Consider the following 17,491-nt stretch of genomic DNA (forward strand, 5'->3'; position numbering starts at 1 on the left):
GGTCAGTTCGACGGCCTTACATTGCCCTTTTCCGATGTACGCAGCAGTTTAGTGATGTCATCGCTGCTCATGGGCCTGAAAAAGTAATAACCCTGGATCAGATCGCAGCCCATTTCACGCACCAGTTCGAGTTGATCCTCGTTTTCCACCCCCTCCGCCACGACCTCGAGACCCAGGCGATGGCCAATGAACACCGTGGCTTCCATGATGGCTCGATCGCTGGTGTCGGTAGGCGCGTCACGCACGAAGCTGCGATCGATCTTGATCGATGTCACCGGGAAGAGTTTCAGGTAGCTCAATGACGAATAGCCGGTTCCGAAGTCGTCGATGGCGATCTTCATCCCTTGGTGGTATAGCCGTCTCAACCCTTCCAGGGTTTTATCGTCAGCCTGGATCAGCACGTTCTCGGTCAATTCGATACCGATATCCCGCGGTGTCAGTCGGTACTCCGCCATGCGGGATTCAAGGCTCAGGAACACTCTGTGATCGGCAATCTGCTTGCCCGAAAGATTGATATCGATACGACAGTCGCCCAGCCCCACCGCCTTCCACATCGCCTGCTGGCGGCATGCCTCGTTGATGACCCATTCACCCAGACGGTGGATCAGGTTCGAGCGTTCGGCGACGGCAATGAATTCCGCTGGCGATATCGCCTCGCCATCGCGGGGGAACCAGCGCAATAGTGCCTCGAGGCTCTCGATCCGCCCACTCCGGGTCGCCACCTGGGGTTGATAGTGCAGCGCCAGTTCGCCGTCGCGCAGGGCGTTTTGCAAGCGTTCCGCCAACTGATGTTGATGGATCAGTTCATCGTGAAACTGCTGATTGAAGAACCAGTAGCTACCGCGCCCGGCCTGTTTGGCGCGATGCTTCGCCACATCGGCATTACGAATCAATTCGCTGGCGGTCGTGCCGTTGTCGGGAAACAGGCTGATACCGAGACTGGCGGTGACATGCGTCTCCTTGCCGGCGAGCATGAACGGTTGGCTGAAATCATCGAGTAGCTTGTTTACCAGGGACAACGCCTCGTGATTGACATTCACCCGTGGGAAGGCCATCACGAACTCATCGCTGCCAAAGCGAGCGATCAGATCGGAACTGCGCTGGTGGCAAAGTAAACGCCTGGCGACGAGCGTCAGCAAGGCATCGCCCTGCGCATAGCCCTGAGCGTCGTTGATCTCGGCAAACTGATCGAGGTCGAGAAACACTACCGCCAGGTTGTCTCCATGGCGCTGGCATTCAATCAAGCATTCGGCCAGTTCCGATTCGAAGGTTCGCCGATTGGGCAAGTGGGTCAGCGCATCGAAGTGGGTCATGAAATCCAGATCGCGCCTGGCCTGCTTCTGATCCGAGAGATCGACATCGACACAAAACAACAGCGGATCGCTCGATTGCTCTCCGAGCATCACGTGGTGCGAGAAGACCGCAACCGGCGCTCCCGACTTGTTCCTCAACTCCAGTTCGCTGGCGGGTATTTCCCGGCCCTCGCGAATCCACGCCGTATGCGCATTGATGACATCGTCACGCATCGGTTCGGGAATCAACAGGTCCTCGAGATTGCGTCCAATCGCTTCTTCGCTGGTGTAGCCGTATAGCTGCGTACTGGCCTCGTTCCAGTAGATCACCTTGCGCTGGCTGTCATAGCCCTGCACGGCGACTCTCGGCAGGCTCTCGAGCAGCGCGCGAAAGCGTCGCTCGCTTTGCCGCCAATGCGCTGCCTGCAGCTCGTTGTCCAGCGTCAGGATTTTCGCTTGTCCCGTGGATTGCCAGCGCAGCAAGTACCCCACTCTCACCAACGCCAGAAGCGCCGTGGCAGCCAACAGCGAGATGACTAGCCGGGGAAGGCCCGGCAATAAAAGACAGACCAGGCTGATGGCGATCACTGCAAGCAACATTCGAGCCTGTGAGACACGCTGGAAGTGATCGCTATCGACCATGAACGGCCCCTGTGCTGACGTTTCTCAACCCATATTAGCCACTTTACCCTCAAGCGCATAAGACGTGAAGATGCCGACCAAAACGATCCTTTCGTCTATCCCATGCTCTCAGCGTCTTTTTTTCGCGCTGCTCATCGCGTTTCGACATAACCCATCAAAGCTAAAAAGCCAGTTATAAATAGGGATCACGCACTAATCACCGTCAATTAATAACTTCACCCTTTTACGTTCAAGCGACTAATACCAACAATTTAATATTTCTAAATTTGCACGTTTACATAAATTTTTGACTGGCTTTTCTCCCCATAGATCCCATCCTGTGTTTGTTGCATTTTGTAACCAGTCAATCGCTGGCAATAACTACGCAGAAGAACGAGGGGAAATAGCAATGAGAGCTGAAGCAGTCTGGATGCCCAACGACACCATGAGCAATGCGCATAGTCATTACTGGAATCCAAGCGTCCATTACGAACTGGATCAGGCTCATTGGAGCCTGACCGATATCAACCATAAAATCGATATTTCAGCATGGAAACCATTTTTGTCGAACCTGCCGAGAGACCCTTATGTCAATACTCGTTGGAAGCGCATGTCATGGTTAAACGTGCTTGACGATGGTCGTGTCGAAGTCATGGGCGATTGCCCCATGGCGCAAGGTGGCATGTTCAACGATGCCGACAGCATGGCCGACAAGCTGCGTTACTATAGCGGCCTGGAGGCGGAATTCGTGGCGCGAGACGACGTTCAGGACTTCGTTCGTGCCTGGGCAGAGCTTTGGGGAATCGGCGCGCGCGAGCCCATTCTGTTTCAGATTACCGGCGTCAGGGGCAAGGATGAGATCGACCCATTACAGGGACAGGGCATTCACGCGGATGGCTGCAAATATCTCAGCATCCTCGTTATCAACAGGGAAAACGTATCGGGTGCAACGAGCCGGATATACTCAGACAAGTCTGGTCATAAAGAATTAGCCGAACTAATGATCGAGCCTGGGCAAATCCTGCACATCAGGGACGATACATTATTCCATAGCGCGGACAACATTTCCCAGATGAATGATGAGGCGCCCTTCGAGCGATTCATCATTATCATCAATAGCTGTTTCGTTGACGGATTCCAAAACAGGATGTTGCGTCGTCATTTCCCCGAGGCCGTATTGAATGATGTGTTTTGAACAAAGGCATAACCGCGCATACAGATACAGCCGTTCTATGCCAATGTAGAAAACTCAAGTAGCCAGGCTTTTAAAACTCATTACGCGTCTTTAAAGCGCTAGCGATTAATGTGAATGAATATGTGGATTTCATCCTAGGCCAATCGGCTCACGCCGGTTGGCCTTTTTTATGAGCTGCTTATCATTCGTCCCAGTCGGGAGAAAAATCGGGGTCGGCAATACGCTCACCAACGTTCAACCGGTCGATGCGCTCGACCTCGTCGTCGGTGAGCGTCAATTGCAACGCCTTCAGATTGGCTTCCTGATGGGCCGGCTTGGTGGATGAGGGAATCACCACGATATCGCGCGAAGCGACCCAGGCCAGCGCCACTTGTGCCGGTGTTGCGTCATGCTTCTCGGCGATCTGGACAAGCACCGGCTCATTCATCACCTTGCCCACGGCAAGCGGCATGTATCCGGTCACCTGCAGGCCCTTGGCCTGGCAGTGCTCGACTACCCGCCGATTGGCCAGAAAGGGATGCACCTCGACCTGGTTGGTGACGATATGCTCACCGCCGGGCACCGCCAATGCCTCGTCGATCTGCGCGATGGTAAAGTTGGAAACGCCAATGTGCCGGGCCAGCCCCTTCTCGCGGGCTGCGTTCAAGGCACCAATGTATTCCACCATGGGGACCTCGCCCTGCGGCGACGGCCAGTGAATCAGCGTCAGGTCGACTCGCTCGACACCCAGCTTGCGGCAACTTTCCTCGAGACTGGCGATCAGTTCGTCATGCTTGAGCGATTCCCACCATACCTTGGTGGTTAGAAAAATTTCGTCGCGCGGCACACCGCTCTGGCGGATAGCCTCGCCGACTTCTTGCTCGTTTTCATACATTTGCGCGGTGTCGATGTGTCGGTAACCCAACTTCAGCGCCGAGGTCACCGAATCGATCACCTCCTGCCCCTTCAGGCGAAACGTACCCAGGCCTATCTCGGGAAGCAGTGCTGTCTGTGTCATGTCGAAGCTCCTTTCGTTCATGCCATTGATAGAGCGTGAATGCTCTTGGGAATTCCCGTTTACCGCGATATACCGAATGCGATTGCCGAATGCCTTCAAGTTGACGTGCGGGCCGTCCTCGATGCTTTCAACCCATTAGCTCGCTACTCTATTTCACATCGCATGCCCTGCCGATTGGCCACGACGATCGTCACGCGCATCGTGCTAGACTGGCCAGCCACTCTTCACTATCTCGTCATCCATGTCCGACGCCCCTCATATCGTGCTGGTCGGTGCGGGTCATGCCCATCTGCATGTTGCCGCCCATGCCGACCGGCTGATCCAGGCCGGCGCGGCGGTCACGCTGATTTCTCCCGGCGATTTCTGGTATTCAGGCATGGCCACCGGCATGCTCGGCGGCGATTACACCGATAGCGACGATCGTCTCGACCCAGCGGCATTGATTGAAAGGGCCGGCGGCAGCTTTTTGCCTGGACAGGTGACAGCCATCGATCGCAAACGCCGCCTGCTGCATCTGGCCGAGGGCCCACCAGTGGCTTACGATCGCGTCTCGCTGAACCTGGGTAGTCGGGTCGACGCGTCGATCATTCGGGGTCTGAGCAACAGCGCGGCGTATTGGCCGGCCAAACCGGTGAGCAATTTATGGTGTCTGCGCGAAGCGCTGGAATCGGCGCTGGCCAGCGCCGCCATGCCACCGCGCCTGGCGGTGGTCGGCGGTGGCCCCACCGGGGTCGAGCTGGCGGCCAACCTGCTGGGACTCGGTGAGCGCTATGGCAGGCCCTTGGAGATCAGTCTGATCAGTGCCAGCCCACGCCTGCTGCCGGACGCATCGCGTAGCGCCAGTGCCTGGGTAACGCGCCGTTTGCATCGGCGCGGCCTGCGCCTCGAACTCGGCGCCAATGCGCTTGCCTATGCCGACCGGCAACTCACTCTCGACGACGCAAGCGTCATTCCCTGCGACCGCGTGCTCATCGCCACCGGCCTGATAGCACCTGGGCTGACCGGCGAATTGGGGCTGGAACACGATCCTTATCAGGGCCTGGCGGTCACTCCGGCGCTGCATGCTTACGACGACGAGCGGTTGTTCGCGGTGGGTGACTGCGCCTGGTTACCCGATTCGCCCTATCCCAAGCTCGGTGTCTTTGGCGTTCGTCAGGCGCCGATACTGCTGCATAACCTGATCGCCTCGCTGCATGACGAGCCGCTGAGGGAATACCAGCCACAGCGACGCTATCTATCGATCCTCAACCTGGGCGACTCGCGCGGCCTCGCGCTATGGGGGCCGTTATGGTGGCCGGGCCGCCTGGCGCTGAAAGCCAAGCGCCGCCTCGATCACCGTTTCATGGATGGCTATCGCCGAGCGGCAAGCTGAAAACCAAAAAAGGCGCCACCCGGGCGCCTCTGGTCACTACCAAGCGAGCGAATTACTGACGGACGCCCTCGAACACGACATACAACTCGAGTTCGTGCATCACCGGCGGGAACTTGCTCATGTCGATATCGTAGTCGGCCAGTTCCAGCGTCGTGCTGCCTTCGAAGCCCTGGCGGTATCCGCCCCACGGATCTTCGCCACCGCCGATATGCTCGACCTGCATGGTGATCGGCTGCGTCACGCCATGCAGGGTCAAATCGCCCGTCAACTTGCCTTGGCCTTCGCCGGTCGGCTCGAAACCGGTGGAGACGAAACTCGCCTCGGGGTACTCCTGCGCTTCGAGAAAGTCGCCACTGAGAATATGCTTGTCGCGCTCGGCATGCGACGTGTCCAGGCTAGTCACATCGACGTTGATCTTGACGCTGGCCGCTTCGAGGTTTTGTGGGTCGTAAGTGAACTGGCCGGTGAAATCGTCGAACGTACCAAGAATGTAGGAATAGCCCAGGTGGCTGATCTTGAACTGAATGAAGGCATGCTGGTTGTCACTGTCGATGACGTACTCGGCGGCCTGGGCCTGGGACAGTGGCAACAAGGCGGCGGCCGTCAGCGCGGCAATGGCGGTCTTCTTGAACATCATGAACTCCTTATAGCGTGGTAAACACAGTCGCCGGGCAACACCCCCGACGATACATGAATCAGGATGAACGGCGTGTAAAACGCGGATTGATCATGCGCCGCAGCGTATCGTTACCGTCGTATAGGTGGTGCTTAAAGGCGGCCAAGGCATGGCCGAGTGCCAGAATCATTAGCGCCCAGGCGGCATACCAATGAATCTCGCCGGCCAGCGTGGCCTGATCGGGTAACTTCGATATCAGCGCCGGAATCACGAACAGGTCGAAAACGACGATACCCTGGCCCTCGGCGGTGGAGATCAGATAACCGCTGATCAGCACCGTAAAGATCACCAGATACAGCAGCCCATGGCCGGCATGCGCCGCCAGCCTTTCCAGGCGCGACCCCAGCGCAGTGGGCGTGGGCTGCACCAGGCGCCAGACGACTCGCAGGATCGACAATCCCAGCAGCAGCATGCCAACCGATTTGTGCCACCAGGGCGCGAGTTGATACCAGCTGTCGTAGTAGCTCAATCCGGTCATCCACCAGCCCAGGGCGAACAGGCCGATAATCGCCAGCGCGCTTATCCAGTGAATCATGATGCTAGCGAGACCCCAGCCCCGCGATGAATCACGCCACATGCCGCCCCCTTGTTCTGATACCGCTAGCTCCGATACCGCTAGCATAAGGTTTACCGCGTCGCGACACAGCCGGCAAATGGTGAACCCATCATTTACTGAATGGAAATGATGGGTAGATTCATTGTTAGCGTTACCGGCCATCATGTCGAACCGTCACATTGACAGTCGCCATGATGTGAATGACATTTAAATAGATCCAAACGGCTTTTTCGGCGCTGTTTCTCTTGCCAAACCAGGCGCGCCGCCGGGCCCGCCAAGCGCAGGAGCGACGCAGGTCGATCCAATAAGGCTATCGCCTGCGACTCGTTGAACCTATGGAGAAGGGTGTTGGAATTCGAGCTCAATTTCGCGCCGGTTTTCGCTTCCTACGAACTGCTGCTTCAAGGCGCATGGATGACGATTCAGTTGTCCGCCAGCGCCATGGCGATAGGGTTGGTACTTGCGGTGCTCGGCGCCTGGGCAAAAACCTCGGGGCCGAATTTTCTGCGGGGCGTGGTTTCCGGCTATGTCGAGATCATTCGCAACACACCGTTTCTAGTGCAGATATTCTTCATCTACTTCGGCCTCCCCTCGCTGGGCCTGAAACTGGACCCGTACAGTGCGGCGCTGCTCGCGATGGTGATCAACGTCGGCGCCTATGCAACCGAGATCATACGCGCCGGCATTGAATCCATTCACAAGGGGCAACTGGAGGCCGGCTACGCGCTCGGCCTCAAGCCCAGGCAGAACTTTCGCTATGTCGTGCTCAAGCCGGCATTGCGCACCGTTTACCCTGCGCTCACCAGCCAGTTCATTTTCCTGATGCTGACCTCCAGCGTCGTCTCGGTCATTTCGGCGGGAGATCTCACCGCCGTGGGCTCCACCATTGGCTCCCAGACCTTCGCCAGCTTCGAGGTCTACTTCGTGATTACGGCCATGTACTTTGTCATGTCGATCGGGTTTTCGAGCCTGTTCTCGGTGATCGAGCGCGCCGCTTTCAGGTATCCGTCGAACCGCTAGGACCCCGTATGCTGCGATCCTTTGGCTGGAATGAAATCTGGTTCATCGTCACGGCCATCCAGTGGACACTGATACTCTCGGCCATTGCATTTGGCGGTGGCGCGTTGGGCGGACTGCTCATCGCTCTGTCTCGTGTATCGAGAACGTCCGTTCTACGACACGCGGCCCAAGGTTTCATTCGCGTCTTCCAGGGGACGCCACTGCTCTTGCAGTTGTTCGTGATCTTTTTCGGCCTCAACGCCTTCGGGATCGTCGTCCAGCCACTGACCGCGGCATCCATCGCGCTGACGCTGCACGCGAGCGCCTTCCTCGGCGAAATCTGGCGCGGCTGCATCGAGGCGGTGCCGAAGAGCCAATCCGAGGCATCCTGGTCGATGGGCTTGAGCTACCGCGACCGCATGCGCTACGTGGTTCTGCCGCAAGCCGCGCGGATCGGCGTGGCGCCGACCGTCGGCTTTCTCGTTCAGTTGCTGAAAGAGACATCGCTCGCCTCGATCATCGGCTTTGTCGAGATAACCCGCGCGGGTCAGATCATCAGCAACGTAACTTTCGAGCCGTTCAAGGTATTCAGCCTGGTTGCGGCTCTCTATTTCGTTTTGTGCTGGCCCCTGACGCTGTTGGCCAGGCGCATGGAACGACGCTTCGCGTTATCGGGCAGGTCCTGATGGATCCGCCCACCCCAGGGTTCGTACGAAAAAGGCTTAGTACAACAAGAGCGCTACGGAGGAAGACATCATGATGAAATACTTTAGGCACACGCTCGCCACGCTCGCCGCAATCGGCGTCATGGCCGGCACCGGCTTTTCGCCCGCCCAGGCCCAGACGCTGGAGAAGATCAAGGACAGTGGACAGATGAGCATCGGCATGCTCGTCGACTTTCCGCCCTACGGCATTCTCAACGAACAGAATCAACCCGATGGCTACGATGCGGATGTCGCCAAGCTACTCGCCGAAGACATGGGGGCCGAACTGACGCTGGTACCGGTAACCGGGCCGAACCGCATTCCCTATCTTCTCGGTGGCCGTGTCGATCTGCTGGTCGCGTCGCTTGGCATTACCCCGGACCGCGCCAAGAGAGTGGACTACTCCGAGCCCTACGCCGCGATCGTAGTCTACCTTTACGGGCAAACGGACATCGACATTCCCGATGCCGAGGCCATGCAGGGCAAGACCATCGGGGTCGCGCGCGGCAGCACTCAGGATGTCGCGGTTACCAACCTTGCCCCCGAGGGGGCGACCATTCAGCGCTTTCCCTCCGATGCCGCGGCCGTGCAGGCGCTGCTCGCGGGGCAAGTGCAGGCGGTCGGCGTCTCGGGTACCGTCATCCACCATATCGAACAGAGAGCGCCCGATCGCTTCGACAAGAAATTCGTTCTTCGCGAACAGGTCCAGTCGATCGCCTTCCGGCCGGGTGACGACGAACTGCGCGCGCGGGTGAACGAGTTTCTCGGCCGCGTAAAGGAAAATGGCAAGCTTGATGAGGTTCACCAGAAGTGGCTTGATTCGCCGCTACCGGATGTGTTGTACGACTACGATAAGGAAATCCCCCACCAGTGATCCGGAGGCGCTCACGATGAGCCCGAGTTCAAACGCAGCCGCCGCATCGTCGCGGTCCGACGACCGGGTGGCGGTGAGAATGGAAGGCGTCGACAAGTGGTTCGGCGACTTTCAGGCGCTCAAGGGCATCGATCTAGAGGTCGCAAACGGCGAGCGCATCGTCGTTTGCGGCCCCTCGGGGTCCGGCAAGTCGACGCTGATCCGTTGCCTCAACCGGTTGGAGGCGATTCAGCAAGGCAGAATCTTCGTCGACGGCATCGAGTTGACCGCGGGCGCGCAAAACGTCGAGGTCATACGCCGTGAAGTCGGCATGGTATTCCAGCAGTTCAATCTGTTCCCGCACATGACCGTGCTCGAGAACTGCACGCTCGCGCCCATGCGCGTTCGCGGCATGAGCCGGGCGCAAGCCGAGCAGACCGCTCGTGGTTATCTCGAACGGGTTCGAATTCCCGAGCAGGCCGACAAGTACCCCGCCCAGCTATCCGGCGGCGAGCAACAGCGTGTGGCGATTGCCCGCGCGCTCTGCATGAGCCCCAAGCTCATGCTGTTCGATGAGCCGACCTCGGCGCTCGACCCGGAAATGGTGAAGGAGGTTCTCGACACGATGCTCGACCTGGCCAACGAGGGCATGACCATGCTCTGCGTCACCCACGAAATGGGCTTCGCGCGTCGGGTTGCGGACCGCATCATCTTCATGGATCGCGGCGAGATCGTCGAGGTGGCGCCGCCCGCCGATTTCTTCGAACGGCCCGAGAGCGAGCGCACGCGGGCCTTCCTTGGGCAGATTTCCACCTACTGACTAGAGGGCATCGAGCCCGCGCGCCAGATCGCCCTTGAGATCGTCGATATCCTCGAGCCCCACCGCAATCCGAATCAGCCCTTCGCCGATACCCGCGGCCAGCTTCTGCTCGTCGCTCAGGCGACCATGCGTGGTGGTGGCCGGATGGGTAATGGTGCTTTTCACGTCGCCCAGGTTGCCGGTGATCGACATCAACCGGGTGGCATCGATGACCGCCCAGGCGCCGTCGCGCCCGCCCTCGATCTCGACACCCAGCACCGCGCCGAAGCCGCGCTGCTGGCGCTTGGCCAAGGCATGCTGTGGATGACTCTCGAGACCGCTGTAGTGAACCCGCTCCACCGCCGGGTGCGCTTCCAGCCACTGCGCCAGCGCCAGGGTGTTTTCACAATGCGCCTTCATGCGAATGCCCAGCGTCTCCAGCCCCTTGAGAAAAACCCACGCATTGAACGGGCTCATGCAGGGGCCGCAGGTACGCACCACACCCAGCAACTCTTCGAGCTCCTTGTCACGCCCCACCACGGCACCACCGATCGCTCGGCCCTGGCCGTCGAGATACTTGGTCGCCGAGTGAATGACCAGATCGGCGCCCAGCGCCAGCGGGCGTTGCAGCGCCGGCGTCAAGAAGCAATTGTCGATGGCCAACCATGCCTCGTGACGATGGGCGATCTCGGCAAGCGCCGCGATATCGACCAGTTCCGAGAGCGGGTTGGATGGTGTTTCGGCGAACAGCAGCCTGGTGCGCGGCGTCATCGCCGCTTCCCAGGCGGCGAGATCGCTCGACTCGACATAACGCGTAACGATGCCGAACTTGCCCAGGTATTTGTTGAACAGGCTGACGGTGGAGCCGAACAGGGCGCGTGAAGCTACGATCTCGTCGCCGGCTTCGAGCAACGCCAAAGCAGTGGAAAGAATCGCCGCCATGCCCGAGCTGGTCGCCACGCAGCGCTCGCCGCCTTCCAGCGCGGCCAAGCGCTTCTCGAAGGTACGCACCGTGGGATTGGTGAAGCGCGAGTAGATATTGCCGGGCTCTTCACCGCTGAACTTGCGCGCCGCCTCGGCGGCACTGCCATACACGAAGCTCGAGGTCGGAAATATCGGCTCGCCGTGTTCCTGTTCCGCGGTGCGCGCATGGCCGGCACGCACCGCCAGGGTATCGAGGCCCGCGCCATGCAGAAAATCGTCGTTCATCGCCGCCTCCGCTCAGTCGAGTTCGTCGTCCTGGTTGTGCATGCCGACCAGCGCGTGATCGCCGGCGCTCAGGTCCTTGGCGGCATCGTTGCGCGCGGCCTCCAGCACGGCCAGGTAACTGTCGTCGATGTCGCCGGTAATGTACTGGCCATCGAATACCGAGCAGTCGAACTGCTCGATCTGCGGATTGACCTCGCGACAGGCCGCCTTTAGGTCGTCGATATCCTGGTAGAAGATGCGGTCGGCGCCGATCAGCTCGCCGACCTCCGCTTCGCTGCGACCGTGCGCGATCAACTCGCTGGCCACCGGCATGTCAATGCCGTAAACGTTGGGGTAACGCACCGGCGGCGCGGCGGAGGCGAAATAGACCTTGTTGGCGCCGGCCTCGCGGGCCATCTGGATGATCTGCTTGCAGGTGGTGCCGCGCACGATCGAATCATCGACCAGCAGCACGTTCTTGCCGGCGAACTCGATATCGATGGCGTTGAGCTTCTGGCGCACCGACTTCTTGCGCTGGGTCTGCCCGGGCATGATGAAGGTCCGCCCGATGTAGCGATTCTTCATGAAGCCTTCGCGGAAGGTCACGCCGAGATGCTGGGCGAGTTCCAGCGCCGAGGTGCGCGACGTGTCGGGAATCGGGATGACCACGTCGATATCGTGCTCGGGCCATTCCTTGAGGATGCGATCGCCCAGCTTGCGGCCCATCTGCATGCGCGTGCCGTATACGTAGGCGCCGTCGAGAATCGAGTCGGGGCGCGCCAGGTAGACGTGTTCGAAGATGCACGGCGAGAGTACCGGCCGGTCGGCGCACGACTGGGTGTGAATCTGGCCCTGCATGTCGACGAAGATCGCCTCACCCGGCGCCAGGTCGCGCGCCAGTTCGAAGCCGCCGACATCCAGCGCCACCGATTCGGAGGCGATCATCACGTCCTGGCTGCCTTCGGTCTCGCGCGTGCCGAAGACCACTGGACGAATCCCGTGTGGATCGCGAAAGGCGACCAGGCCGAAACCGTTGATGATCGCCACGGCGGCGTAACCGCCTTGGCAGCGGCGATGCACGCGCCGCACCGCGTCGAAGATGTCTTCCGGCTCGAGGGTGTGCCCCTGCTTGCCCAGTTCATGGGCGAACACGTTGAGCAATACCTCGGAGTCCGAACTGGTGTTGATATGCCGCAGGTCGGTGGAATACAGCTCCTGCTTGAGTTGCTCGGAATTGGTCAGGTTGCCGTTATGCGCCAGGGTCAAGCCATAAGGCGAGTTGACATAGAATGGTTGCGATTCCGCCTCGCTCGACGACCCCGCGGTGGGATAGCGGATATGACCGATGCCCAGATTGCCTTTCAGGCGCGTCATATGGCGCGAGTGAAAGACATCGCGCACCAGCCCATTGCTCTTGCGCAGCAGGAAGCGTCCGTCGTGCCAAGTCATCATTCCGGCGGCATCCTGCCCCCGGTGCTGAAGCACCGTCAGCGCATCATACAGCGCCTGATTGACCGCCTGATTGGCCATGAGGCCTACGATACCGCACATTCCGACTTACCTCGCTTGCAATGAACGACTGGCGCCGAGCCGGACCCGACACAACTGAATAACGCTTATTCTACTCCGCTGCCGGCCCGGCAGGGAGTTCGATAGGCACCTCGACCGGGGCTTCATCGACACGCTGGCGACCGATATTGAGCGGCAACGACAGCCCACGTAACTCCCTGGCCGTTTGTGGGTCGCGTTGCTCCCAGGCCGCGACACGACTGATCGCCCAGTCGCGCAAGCCTTCGAACGAGGGCCGCAGTTCGGCCCGCTGCCAGGCCTGGAGCTGCGCCAGTGGTGTCAGGGTAATCAGCACCGTGGCCAGCACCAGGATGGCGCCACCGCGCAATACCCCGAAACCGGCCCCGGCGAGTCGATTGAAAAAACCCATGCCGACCCACTCGATGGCCGCGTGCATGAAACGAATCACCATGCCACACAGCATGACCACCACGAAGATCACCAGAATGAAGGCAACCACCAGCCGTGCATCCGGGTGGTCGATGAAACCCTCGAGCATGTCGGCCACCGGCTGGGCAAACATCCGCGAGGCCAATAATGCCACGATCCAGGCACCCAACCCCAAGGCTTCGCGTACCAGGCCGCGCGTGAATCCCGCCAACATCGATATCGTCAGTACGGCGAGAAACACCCAGTCCAGCCAGGTCAGGGTCATTCACCCTCCTGAATGCGGATCAGCAGCCCCTGGATGTTGACCTTCTCCTTGAGCACGGTGCGCGCTTGCTCGCCCGCTTCCGACGAGCCGAAGGGACCGACGTAGACCGTGGTCAGATCGTTGTCGCGCGGCCGACGATAAGCCGTGAAACCCTGGTCATCGAGTTGCGCCTCGAGCCGTTCGGCATTGCCGGGCTCGCCGAAGCTGCCAACCTGCACCGCCCATTCGCCATTCTCGGCCACCGGCGGCATTGCGCTTGGCGGCTCGGCTTGGCTCGTCAATTCGGCAATGGGATCGACCTTCTCAGCCTGCTCGGGCTGGGCTTCCGGCTCGGGCTCGGGTTCGGCCCCGGCGTTTTGCTGCGTCGGCTCAGGCCCAGGCTCGGGCGGCGCTTCCGCTTGCGTCGGCTGCTCGTTCTGAGATTGAGGTGCCGGCGCTTCCGTCATCGGTAGCTGTGCCTCGGGTGGCAACGCCTGGGGTTGCTGACTGTCGCTCAGACTGGCCGGTGGTTCGGGTTCTTCTACCGGCTGGCGGTCGATATCGATCGGCTGCTCGATGGTCAACACCGGCTCTGGTCGCTCATCGCGCTCGGGCGGCTCGTCGAACAACATGGGTATGAAGATCACCGCCAACGCCAGCAGTATCACGGCGCCGCTGATACGTTCGCGCATCCCGTATTTCATGATTCCTCCCTCGCAGCGAGCACCTGCCCCTGGGTGGCGGCATCCGTGCCCCGCGCAATATGCCAGCCGAGAACCTCGGCCACGGTATAGAAGGAGCCGCAGACCAACGCCTCGTCGCCCGCCTCTAGCCGCGACGCCAACCACTCGGCGCCGGCTTGCGGCGATGCGGCGCGGTGCAGCACCGTTTGTCCTTGCGCCTCGAGTAGCGCCGCCAGTTCATCGGCGCTGCGTGGCCGCTCACCGCTCAGGCTCACGGCCACCCAGCCATCTATCCGCGAGGATAACGCCTCGATCACGCCCTGGGCATCCTTATCGCCAAGCATGCCCAACAAGCCAATACGCTGGCCCGTGCGTTGCCGTTCGGCCAGGCGCGCCGCCAGATACTCAGCGGCATGCGGATTATGCGCCACATCGAGACACCAGTTGCCCAGCCACTGCATGCGACCGGGCAAGCGCACCGTCGAGAATGCCCGACGACAAGACGCCACGTCGAGAGCGACCCTCGCCAGCGCCAATGCCTGCAAGGCGCTGGCGGCATTATCCAACGGCAGGCGCGGGTCGGGCAGCGCCTCGAGCACCTGCGGATTGCCCTGCCCGTCATGGCCAATCCAGCGCCAGTGCAAGGCGGCATCCACCTGGGCGAGACGTTCGACTGCATGACGAAAATCGCCGCCGAGCGCGTGCACGCCGGCACCCAATTCGGTTGCCACGCGGCGCACGCTGGGCGGCAACCGCTCGCTACCCAGCACCGCCGGGCGAGCCGTGCGCAGAATCCCCGCCTTCTCGCGACCGATGGCATCGAGATCCGTGCCCAGAAAGGCGGCGTGGTCCTGAGCGACGGTAGTGATCATCGCCACGTCGGCATCGATGATGTTGACGGCGTCCAGGCGTCCACCCAGCCCCACTTCGAGAATCGTCAAATCCGGGCGACGCTCGGCGATGACCCACAACGCGGCCAGCGTGCCGGCCTCGAAATAGCTCAGGCTGATTGGCTCGGGCTCGAGCCGCGCCGCCTCGACGCGCTCGAAGCCACGGATCAGCGAGGCGTCATCGGCCTCGACGCCATCGAAGCGCAGGCGCTCGTTGTAGCGCAGCAGGTGCGGTGAGGTATAAGCGGCGGTAGAGAGCCCGTGTTCACGCGCCAGGGCATCGAGCATGGCGACCGTCGAGCCCTTGCCATTGGTGCCCGCCACCGTAATGATCCGTTCGCTCAGTCGAGCGTCGAGCAATCCCATGCGACGAGCCACCCTGGCCACGCGCTCGAGGCCAAGGTCGATGCTGACGGGATGCTGGCGCTCGAGGCGCGCCAGCCAATCGGTAAGTGTCGCGGAATCGCTCATTCAGCGTTCGGCGTCACGCAGTTCGTCATCCAGCAACACCTCGTCTTCGACAAGAGGCTCTTCTTCAAGGGTGTCGGCTTCACCCTGCAGTGGCTGGTGGGTCAGCTTGCGCAGCACGCAGCCAAGACGCTCGCGCATTTCCTGACGGTGCACGATCATGTCCACGACACCGTGCTCGAGCAGAAACTCGCTGCGCTGGAAGCCTTCCGGTAGCTGCTCGCGGACGGTCTGCTCAATGACCCTCGGCCCGGCAAAGCCGATCAGCGCATAGGGTTCGGCGACGTTGAGATCGCCGAGCATCGCCAGCGACGCCGAGACGCCCCCATAGACGGGATCGGTGAGCACCGAGATATACGGCACGCCGGCCTGCTTGAGCTTTTCCAGTGCCGCCGACGTCTTGGCCATCTGCATCAGCGAGAACAGCGCCTCCTGCATGCGCGCCCCGCCCGAGGCGGAGAAGCACACCAGCGGAATGTTCTCTTCCAGCGCCAGCGTTGCCGCACGCACGAATTTCTCACCGACCACGGCCCCCATCGAGCCGCCCATGAAGGCGAACTCGAACGACACTGCCACCACCGGCAGGCCGTCCAGCGTGCCGCGCATGGCCAGCAAGGCGTCGTTTTCGCCGGTGGCCCTCTGCGCCGCCGTCAGGCGATCCTTGTACTTCTTCGAATCGCGAAACTTGAGACGATCGACCGGCTGCAGGTCGCTGGCGAGTTCCTCGCGGCCTTCGGCATCGAAGAACCAGTCGAGGCGCTTACGCGCAGTCAAACGCAGGTGATGGTCGCACTTGGGGCATACGTTGTGGTGCTTCTCAAGCTCGGGGAGATAGAGCACCGCGTCACACTTGGGGCATTTGCGCCATAGGCCGTCTGGCACGCTGGTACGACGGTCGTTGCGCTGTATGCGCCCTATGGACGGCACGATCTTGTCTAGCCAGCTCATAGTCAGAAGGTATCCGTTCTGCTGTCAGTAGCCGCCCGGACGGCACGCCGACCGGGCCTGAAGAGTGTTTGCCGAGAAGGGTCCTGACATGCTTCAGGCGTCGAGCGCCTGGCGCATCTCGCCGAGCACCGCCTTGAGCGAATCGGCGACCGCCTCGGGACGCTCGGCGCCCTCGGCGATGCGCGACACCAGCGCGCTGCCGACGATCACGCCATCGGCAACCCGGCCCACTGCCGCCGCCGAGGCGCCATCGCGAATGCCGAAGCCCACGCATAGCGGCAAATCGGTCGACTTGCGCAGCACGTCGAGCTGGCGATCCACGGCCTCGACATCCAGCGTCGCCGCACCGGTCACGCCCTTGAGCGACACGTAATAGAGATACCCTTCTCCATGGGCACATATTGTAGCGGCCCGAGCCTCGGAGGTGGTAGGGGCGACGAGGAAGATCGACTGCAACCGGTGTTCCTTGAACAGCGGCGCCAGCTCGTCGGCTTCTTCCGGTGGCATGTCGACCACCAGCACGCCATCGACGCCGGCGGCCTGGGCCTGCTCGGAGAATTGCCGGTAGCCCAGCCGCTCGATGGGATTGAGATAGCCCATCAGCACCACCGGGGTCTCGCTGTCGCGACGACGGAATTCACGCACCATATCGAAGATGTGCGTCAACCGCGTATCGTGTTTCAGCGCCCGCTCGCAGGCCTTCTGGATCACCGGACCGTCGGCCAGCGGGTCGGAGAACGGCACCCCAAGCTCGACGATATCGGCGCCGGCCTCGACCAGGGCATGCATGTAACCGACGGTATGCGACGGCGCGGGATCGCCCGCGGTGATATAGGGAATCAGCGCGGTACGGCCCTGTTCCCTGAGCGCGGCGAAGCGTTGATCGATACGGTTCATTCTTCTGTATTCCTTGAAGGCGAAAGTTCAAAGCAGCGAACGAAGGCCAGACAAGGCGAAAACGGCTGAAAAAGCGCAATGTACAAAAATGTACATGAGCAATTTGAAGACGTTTTTAACGCCGCATGGTCGAGTGCAGCCATTTGAACT

General features: G+C 60.7%; 17 protein-coding genes. 6 read left to right on the forward strand and 11 right to left on the reverse strand.

What is annotated here, in order from left to right:
• Positions 1-2: 2 nt before the first annotated feature.
• The gene (locus tag BLR92_RS13105; protein ID WP_245704208.1) at positions 3-1,934 is read right to left on the reverse strand and encodes a putative bifunctional diguanylate cyclase/phosphodiesterase; all 1,932 of its coding nucleotides are present in this window, start codon (positions 1,932-1,934) and stop codon (positions 3-5) included.
• Positions 1,935-2,322: 388 nt separating this feature from the next.
• On the opposite strand from BLR92_RS13105, the gene BLR92_RS13110 reads away from it, so the two are divergent.
• Entirely contained in the window at positions 2,323-3,108 is a 786-nt protein-coding gene (locus tag BLR92_RS13110; protein WP_089729280.1) for a 2OG-Fe dioxygenase family protein, read from the forward strand.
• 181 nt (positions 3,109-3,289) lie between these two features.
• Here the strand turns inward: BLR92_RS13110 and dkgB are convergent, their stop codons facing one another.
• On the reverse strand, positions 3,290-4,105 hold the full coding sequence (dkgB, locus tag BLR92_RS13115) for a 2,5-didehydrogluconate reductase DkgB (RefSeq protein WP_089729282.1): 816 nt from the start codon (positions 4,103-4,105) through the stop codon (positions 3,290-3,292).
• Positions 4,106-4,346: 241 nt separating this feature from the next.
• On the opposite strand from dkgB, the gene BLR92_RS13120 reads away from it, so the two are divergent.
• Positions 4,347-5,477, forward strand: coding sequence for an FAD-dependent oxidoreductase (locus BLR92_RS13120; protein ID WP_089729283.1), 1,131 nt, complete (start codon positions 4,347-4,349; stop codon positions 5,475-5,477).
• 52 nt (positions 5,478-5,529) lie between these two features.
• Here the strand turns inward: BLR92_RS13120 and BLR92_RS13125 are convergent, their stop codons facing one another.
• On the reverse strand, positions 5,530-6,111 hold the full coding sequence (locus tag BLR92_RS13125; RefSeq protein ID WP_089729286.1) for a YceI family protein: 582 nt from the start codon (positions 6,109-6,111) through the stop codon (positions 5,530-5,532).
• Between the two features lie 61 nt (positions 6,112-6,172).
• Positions 6,173-6,730 carry a cytochrome b gene (locus BLR92_RS13130; RefSeq protein WP_089729289.1) on the reverse strand — a complete coding sequence of 186 codons (558 nt, stop codon included), beginning with the start codon at positions 6,728-6,730 and terminating at the stop codon, positions 6,173-6,175.
• A gap of 324 nt (positions 6,731-7,054) precedes the next feature.
• On the opposite strand from BLR92_RS13130, the gene BLR92_RS13135 reads away from it, so the two are divergent.
• The 4 genes from BLR92_RS13135 (at position 7,055) to BLR92_RS13150 (ending at position 10,085) form a co-directional block, all read left to right on the forward strand.
• Positions 7,055-7,729 carry an amino acid ABC transporter permease gene (locus BLR92_RS13135; protein WP_217636587.1) on the forward strand — a complete coding sequence of 225 codons (675 nt, stop codon included), beginning with the start codon at positions 7,055-7,057 and terminating at the stop codon, positions 7,727-7,729.
• Between the two features lie 8 nt (positions 7,730-7,737).
• On the forward strand, positions 7,738-8,394 hold the full coding sequence (locus BLR92_RS13140; RefSeq protein WP_089729291.1) for an amino acid ABC transporter permease: 657 nt from the start codon (positions 7,738-7,740) through the stop codon (positions 8,392-8,394).
• 70 nt (positions 8,395-8,464) lie between these two features.
• Positions 8,465-9,286: a transporter substrate-binding domain-containing protein gene (locus tag BLR92_RS13145; protein ID WP_217636588.1), complete on the forward strand. Its 822-nt coding sequence runs from the start codon at positions 8,465-8,467 to the stop codon at positions 9,284-9,286.
• A gap of 16 nt (positions 9,287-9,302) precedes the next feature.
• Positions 9,303-10,085, forward strand: a complete 783-nt coding sequence (locus BLR92_RS13150) for an amino acid ABC transporter ATP-binding protein (protein WP_089729293.1) — start codon at positions 9,303-9,305, stop codon at positions 10,083-10,085.
• On the opposite strand, the gene BLR92_RS13155 is transcribed toward BLR92_RS13150, so the two are convergent.
• The 7 genes from BLR92_RS13155 to trpA all read right to left on the reverse strand — a co-directional run bounded on the left by BLR92_RS13155 (position 10,086) and on the right by trpA (position 17,341).
• Complete coding sequence (locus BLR92_RS13155) at positions 10,086-11,273, reverse strand: O-succinylhomoserine sulfhydrylase (protein WP_089729295.1); 1,188 nt, start codon at positions 11,271-11,273, stop codon at positions 10,086-10,088. It lies immediately after the preceding gene.
• 12 nt (positions 11,274-11,285) lie between these two features.
• Positions 11,286-12,803: an amidophosphoribosyltransferase gene (gene purF / locus BLR92_RS13160; protein ID WP_089729297.1), complete on the reverse strand. Its 1,518-nt coding sequence runs from the start codon at positions 12,801-12,803 to the stop codon at positions 11,286-11,288.
• Positions 12,804-12,873: 70 nt separating this feature from the next.
• Positions 12,874-13,476: a CvpA family protein gene (locus BLR92_RS13165; protein WP_089729298.1), complete on the reverse strand. Its 603-nt coding sequence runs from the start codon at positions 13,474-13,476 to the stop codon at positions 12,874-12,876.
• Positions 13,473-14,159: an SPOR domain-containing protein gene (locus BLR92_RS13170; RefSeq protein WP_089729301.1), complete on the reverse strand. Its 687-nt coding sequence runs from the start codon at positions 14,157-14,159 to the stop codon at positions 13,473-13,475. The genes BLR92_RS13165 and BLR92_RS13170 overlap by 4 nt, the downstream gene beginning before the upstream one ends.
• The gene (gene folC / locus BLR92_RS13175; RefSeq protein ID WP_089729302.1) at positions 14,156-15,499 is read right to left on the reverse strand and encodes a bifunctional tetrahydrofolate synthase/dihydrofolate synthase; all 1,344 of its coding nucleotides are present in this window, start codon (positions 15,497-15,499) and stop codon (positions 14,156-14,158) included. Before folC ends, BLR92_RS13170 begins: the two co-directional genes overlap by 4 nt.
• Positions 15,500-16,444 (reverse strand): acetyl-CoA carboxylase, carboxyltransferase subunit beta, encoded by a 945-nt coding sequence (accD, locus tag BLR92_RS13180; RefSeq protein WP_089729304.1) that lies wholly within the window; start codon positions 16,442-16,444, stop codon positions 15,500-15,502. It abuts the gene before it with no gap.
• 93 nt (positions 16,445-16,537) lie between these two features.
• Entirely contained in the window at positions 16,538-17,341 is an 804-nt protein-coding gene (trpA, locus tag BLR92_RS13185) for a tryptophan synthase subunit alpha (protein WP_089729306.1), read from the reverse strand.
• Between the last annotated feature and the right edge of the window lie 150 nt (positions 17,342-17,491).

The sequence above is a fragment of the Modicisalibacter muralis genome, from assembly GCF_900102945.1.
Taxonomy (GTDB): Bacteria; Pseudomonadota; Gammaproteobacteria; order Pseudomonadales; family Halomonadaceae; genus Modicisalibacter; species Modicisalibacter muralis.

What these genes read in the sequence shown, in the direction of transcription:
- BLR92_RS13130 (WP_089729289.1), bottom strand. Translation starts at nt 6,730, where the DNA reads ATGTGGCGTGATTCATCGCGGGGCTGGGGTCTCGCTAGCATCATGATT.
- BLR92_RS13120 (WP_089729283.1), top strand. Translation starts at nt 4,347, where the DNA reads ATGTCCGACGCCCCTCATATCGTGCTGGTCGGTGCGGGTCATGCCCAT.
- BLR92_RS13170 (WP_089729301.1), bottom strand. Translation starts at nt 14,159, where the DNA reads ATGAAATACGGGATGCGCGAACGTATCAGCGGCGCCGTGATACTGCTG.
- BLR92_RS13105 (WP_245704208.1), bottom strand. Translation starts at nt 1,934, where the DNA reads ATGGTCGATAGCGATCACTTCCAGCGTGTCTCACAGGCTCGAATGTTG.
- BLR92_RS13125 (WP_089729286.1), bottom strand. Translation starts at nt 6,111, where the DNA reads ATGTTCAAGAAGACCGCCATTGCCGCGCTGACGGCCGCCGCCTTGTTG.
- BLR92_RS13110 (WP_089729280.1), top strand. Translation starts at nt 2,323, where the DNA reads ATGAGAGCTGAAGCAGTCTGGATGCCCAACGACACCATGAGCAATGCG.
- folC (WP_089729302.1), bottom strand. Translation starts at nt 15,499, where the DNA reads ATGAGCGATTCCGCGACACTTACCGATTGGCTGGCGCGCCTCGAGCGC.
- accD (WP_089729304.1), bottom strand. Translation starts at nt 16,444, where the DNA reads ATGAGCTGGCTAGACAAGATCGTGCCGTCCATAGGGCGCATACAGCGC.
- trpA (WP_089729306.1), bottom strand. Translation starts at nt 17,341, where the DNA reads ATGAACCGTATCGATCAACGCTTCGCCGCGCTCAGGGAACAGGGCCGT.
- dkgB (WP_089729282.1), bottom strand. Translation starts at nt 4,105, where the DNA reads ATGACACAGACAGCACTGCTTCCCGAGATAGGCCTGGGTACGTTTCGC.
- BLR92_RS13150 (WP_089729293.1), top strand. Translation starts at nt 9,303, where the DNA reads ATGAGCCCGAGTTCAAACGCAGCCGCCGCATCGTCGCGGTCCGACGAC.
- BLR92_RS13155 (WP_089729295.1), bottom strand. Translation starts at nt 11,273, where the DNA reads ATGAACGACGATTTTCTGCATGGCGCGGGCCTCGATACCCTGGCGGTG.
- BLR92_RS13145 (WP_217636588.1), top strand. Translation starts at nt 8,465, where the DNA reads ATGATGAAATACTTTAGGCACACGCTCGCCACGCTCGCCGCAATCGGC.
- purF (WP_089729297.1), bottom strand. Translation starts at nt 12,803, where the DNA reads ATGTGCGGTATCGTAGGCCTCATGGCCAATCAGGCGGTCAATCAGGCG.
- BLR92_RS13165 (WP_089729298.1), bottom strand. Translation starts at nt 13,476, where the DNA reads ATGACCCTGACCTGGCTGGACTGGGTGTTTCTCGCCGTACTGACGATA.
- BLR92_RS13140 (WP_089729291.1), top strand. Translation starts at nt 7,738, where the DNA reads ATGCTGCGATCCTTTGGCTGGAATGAAATCTGGTTCATCGTCACGGCC.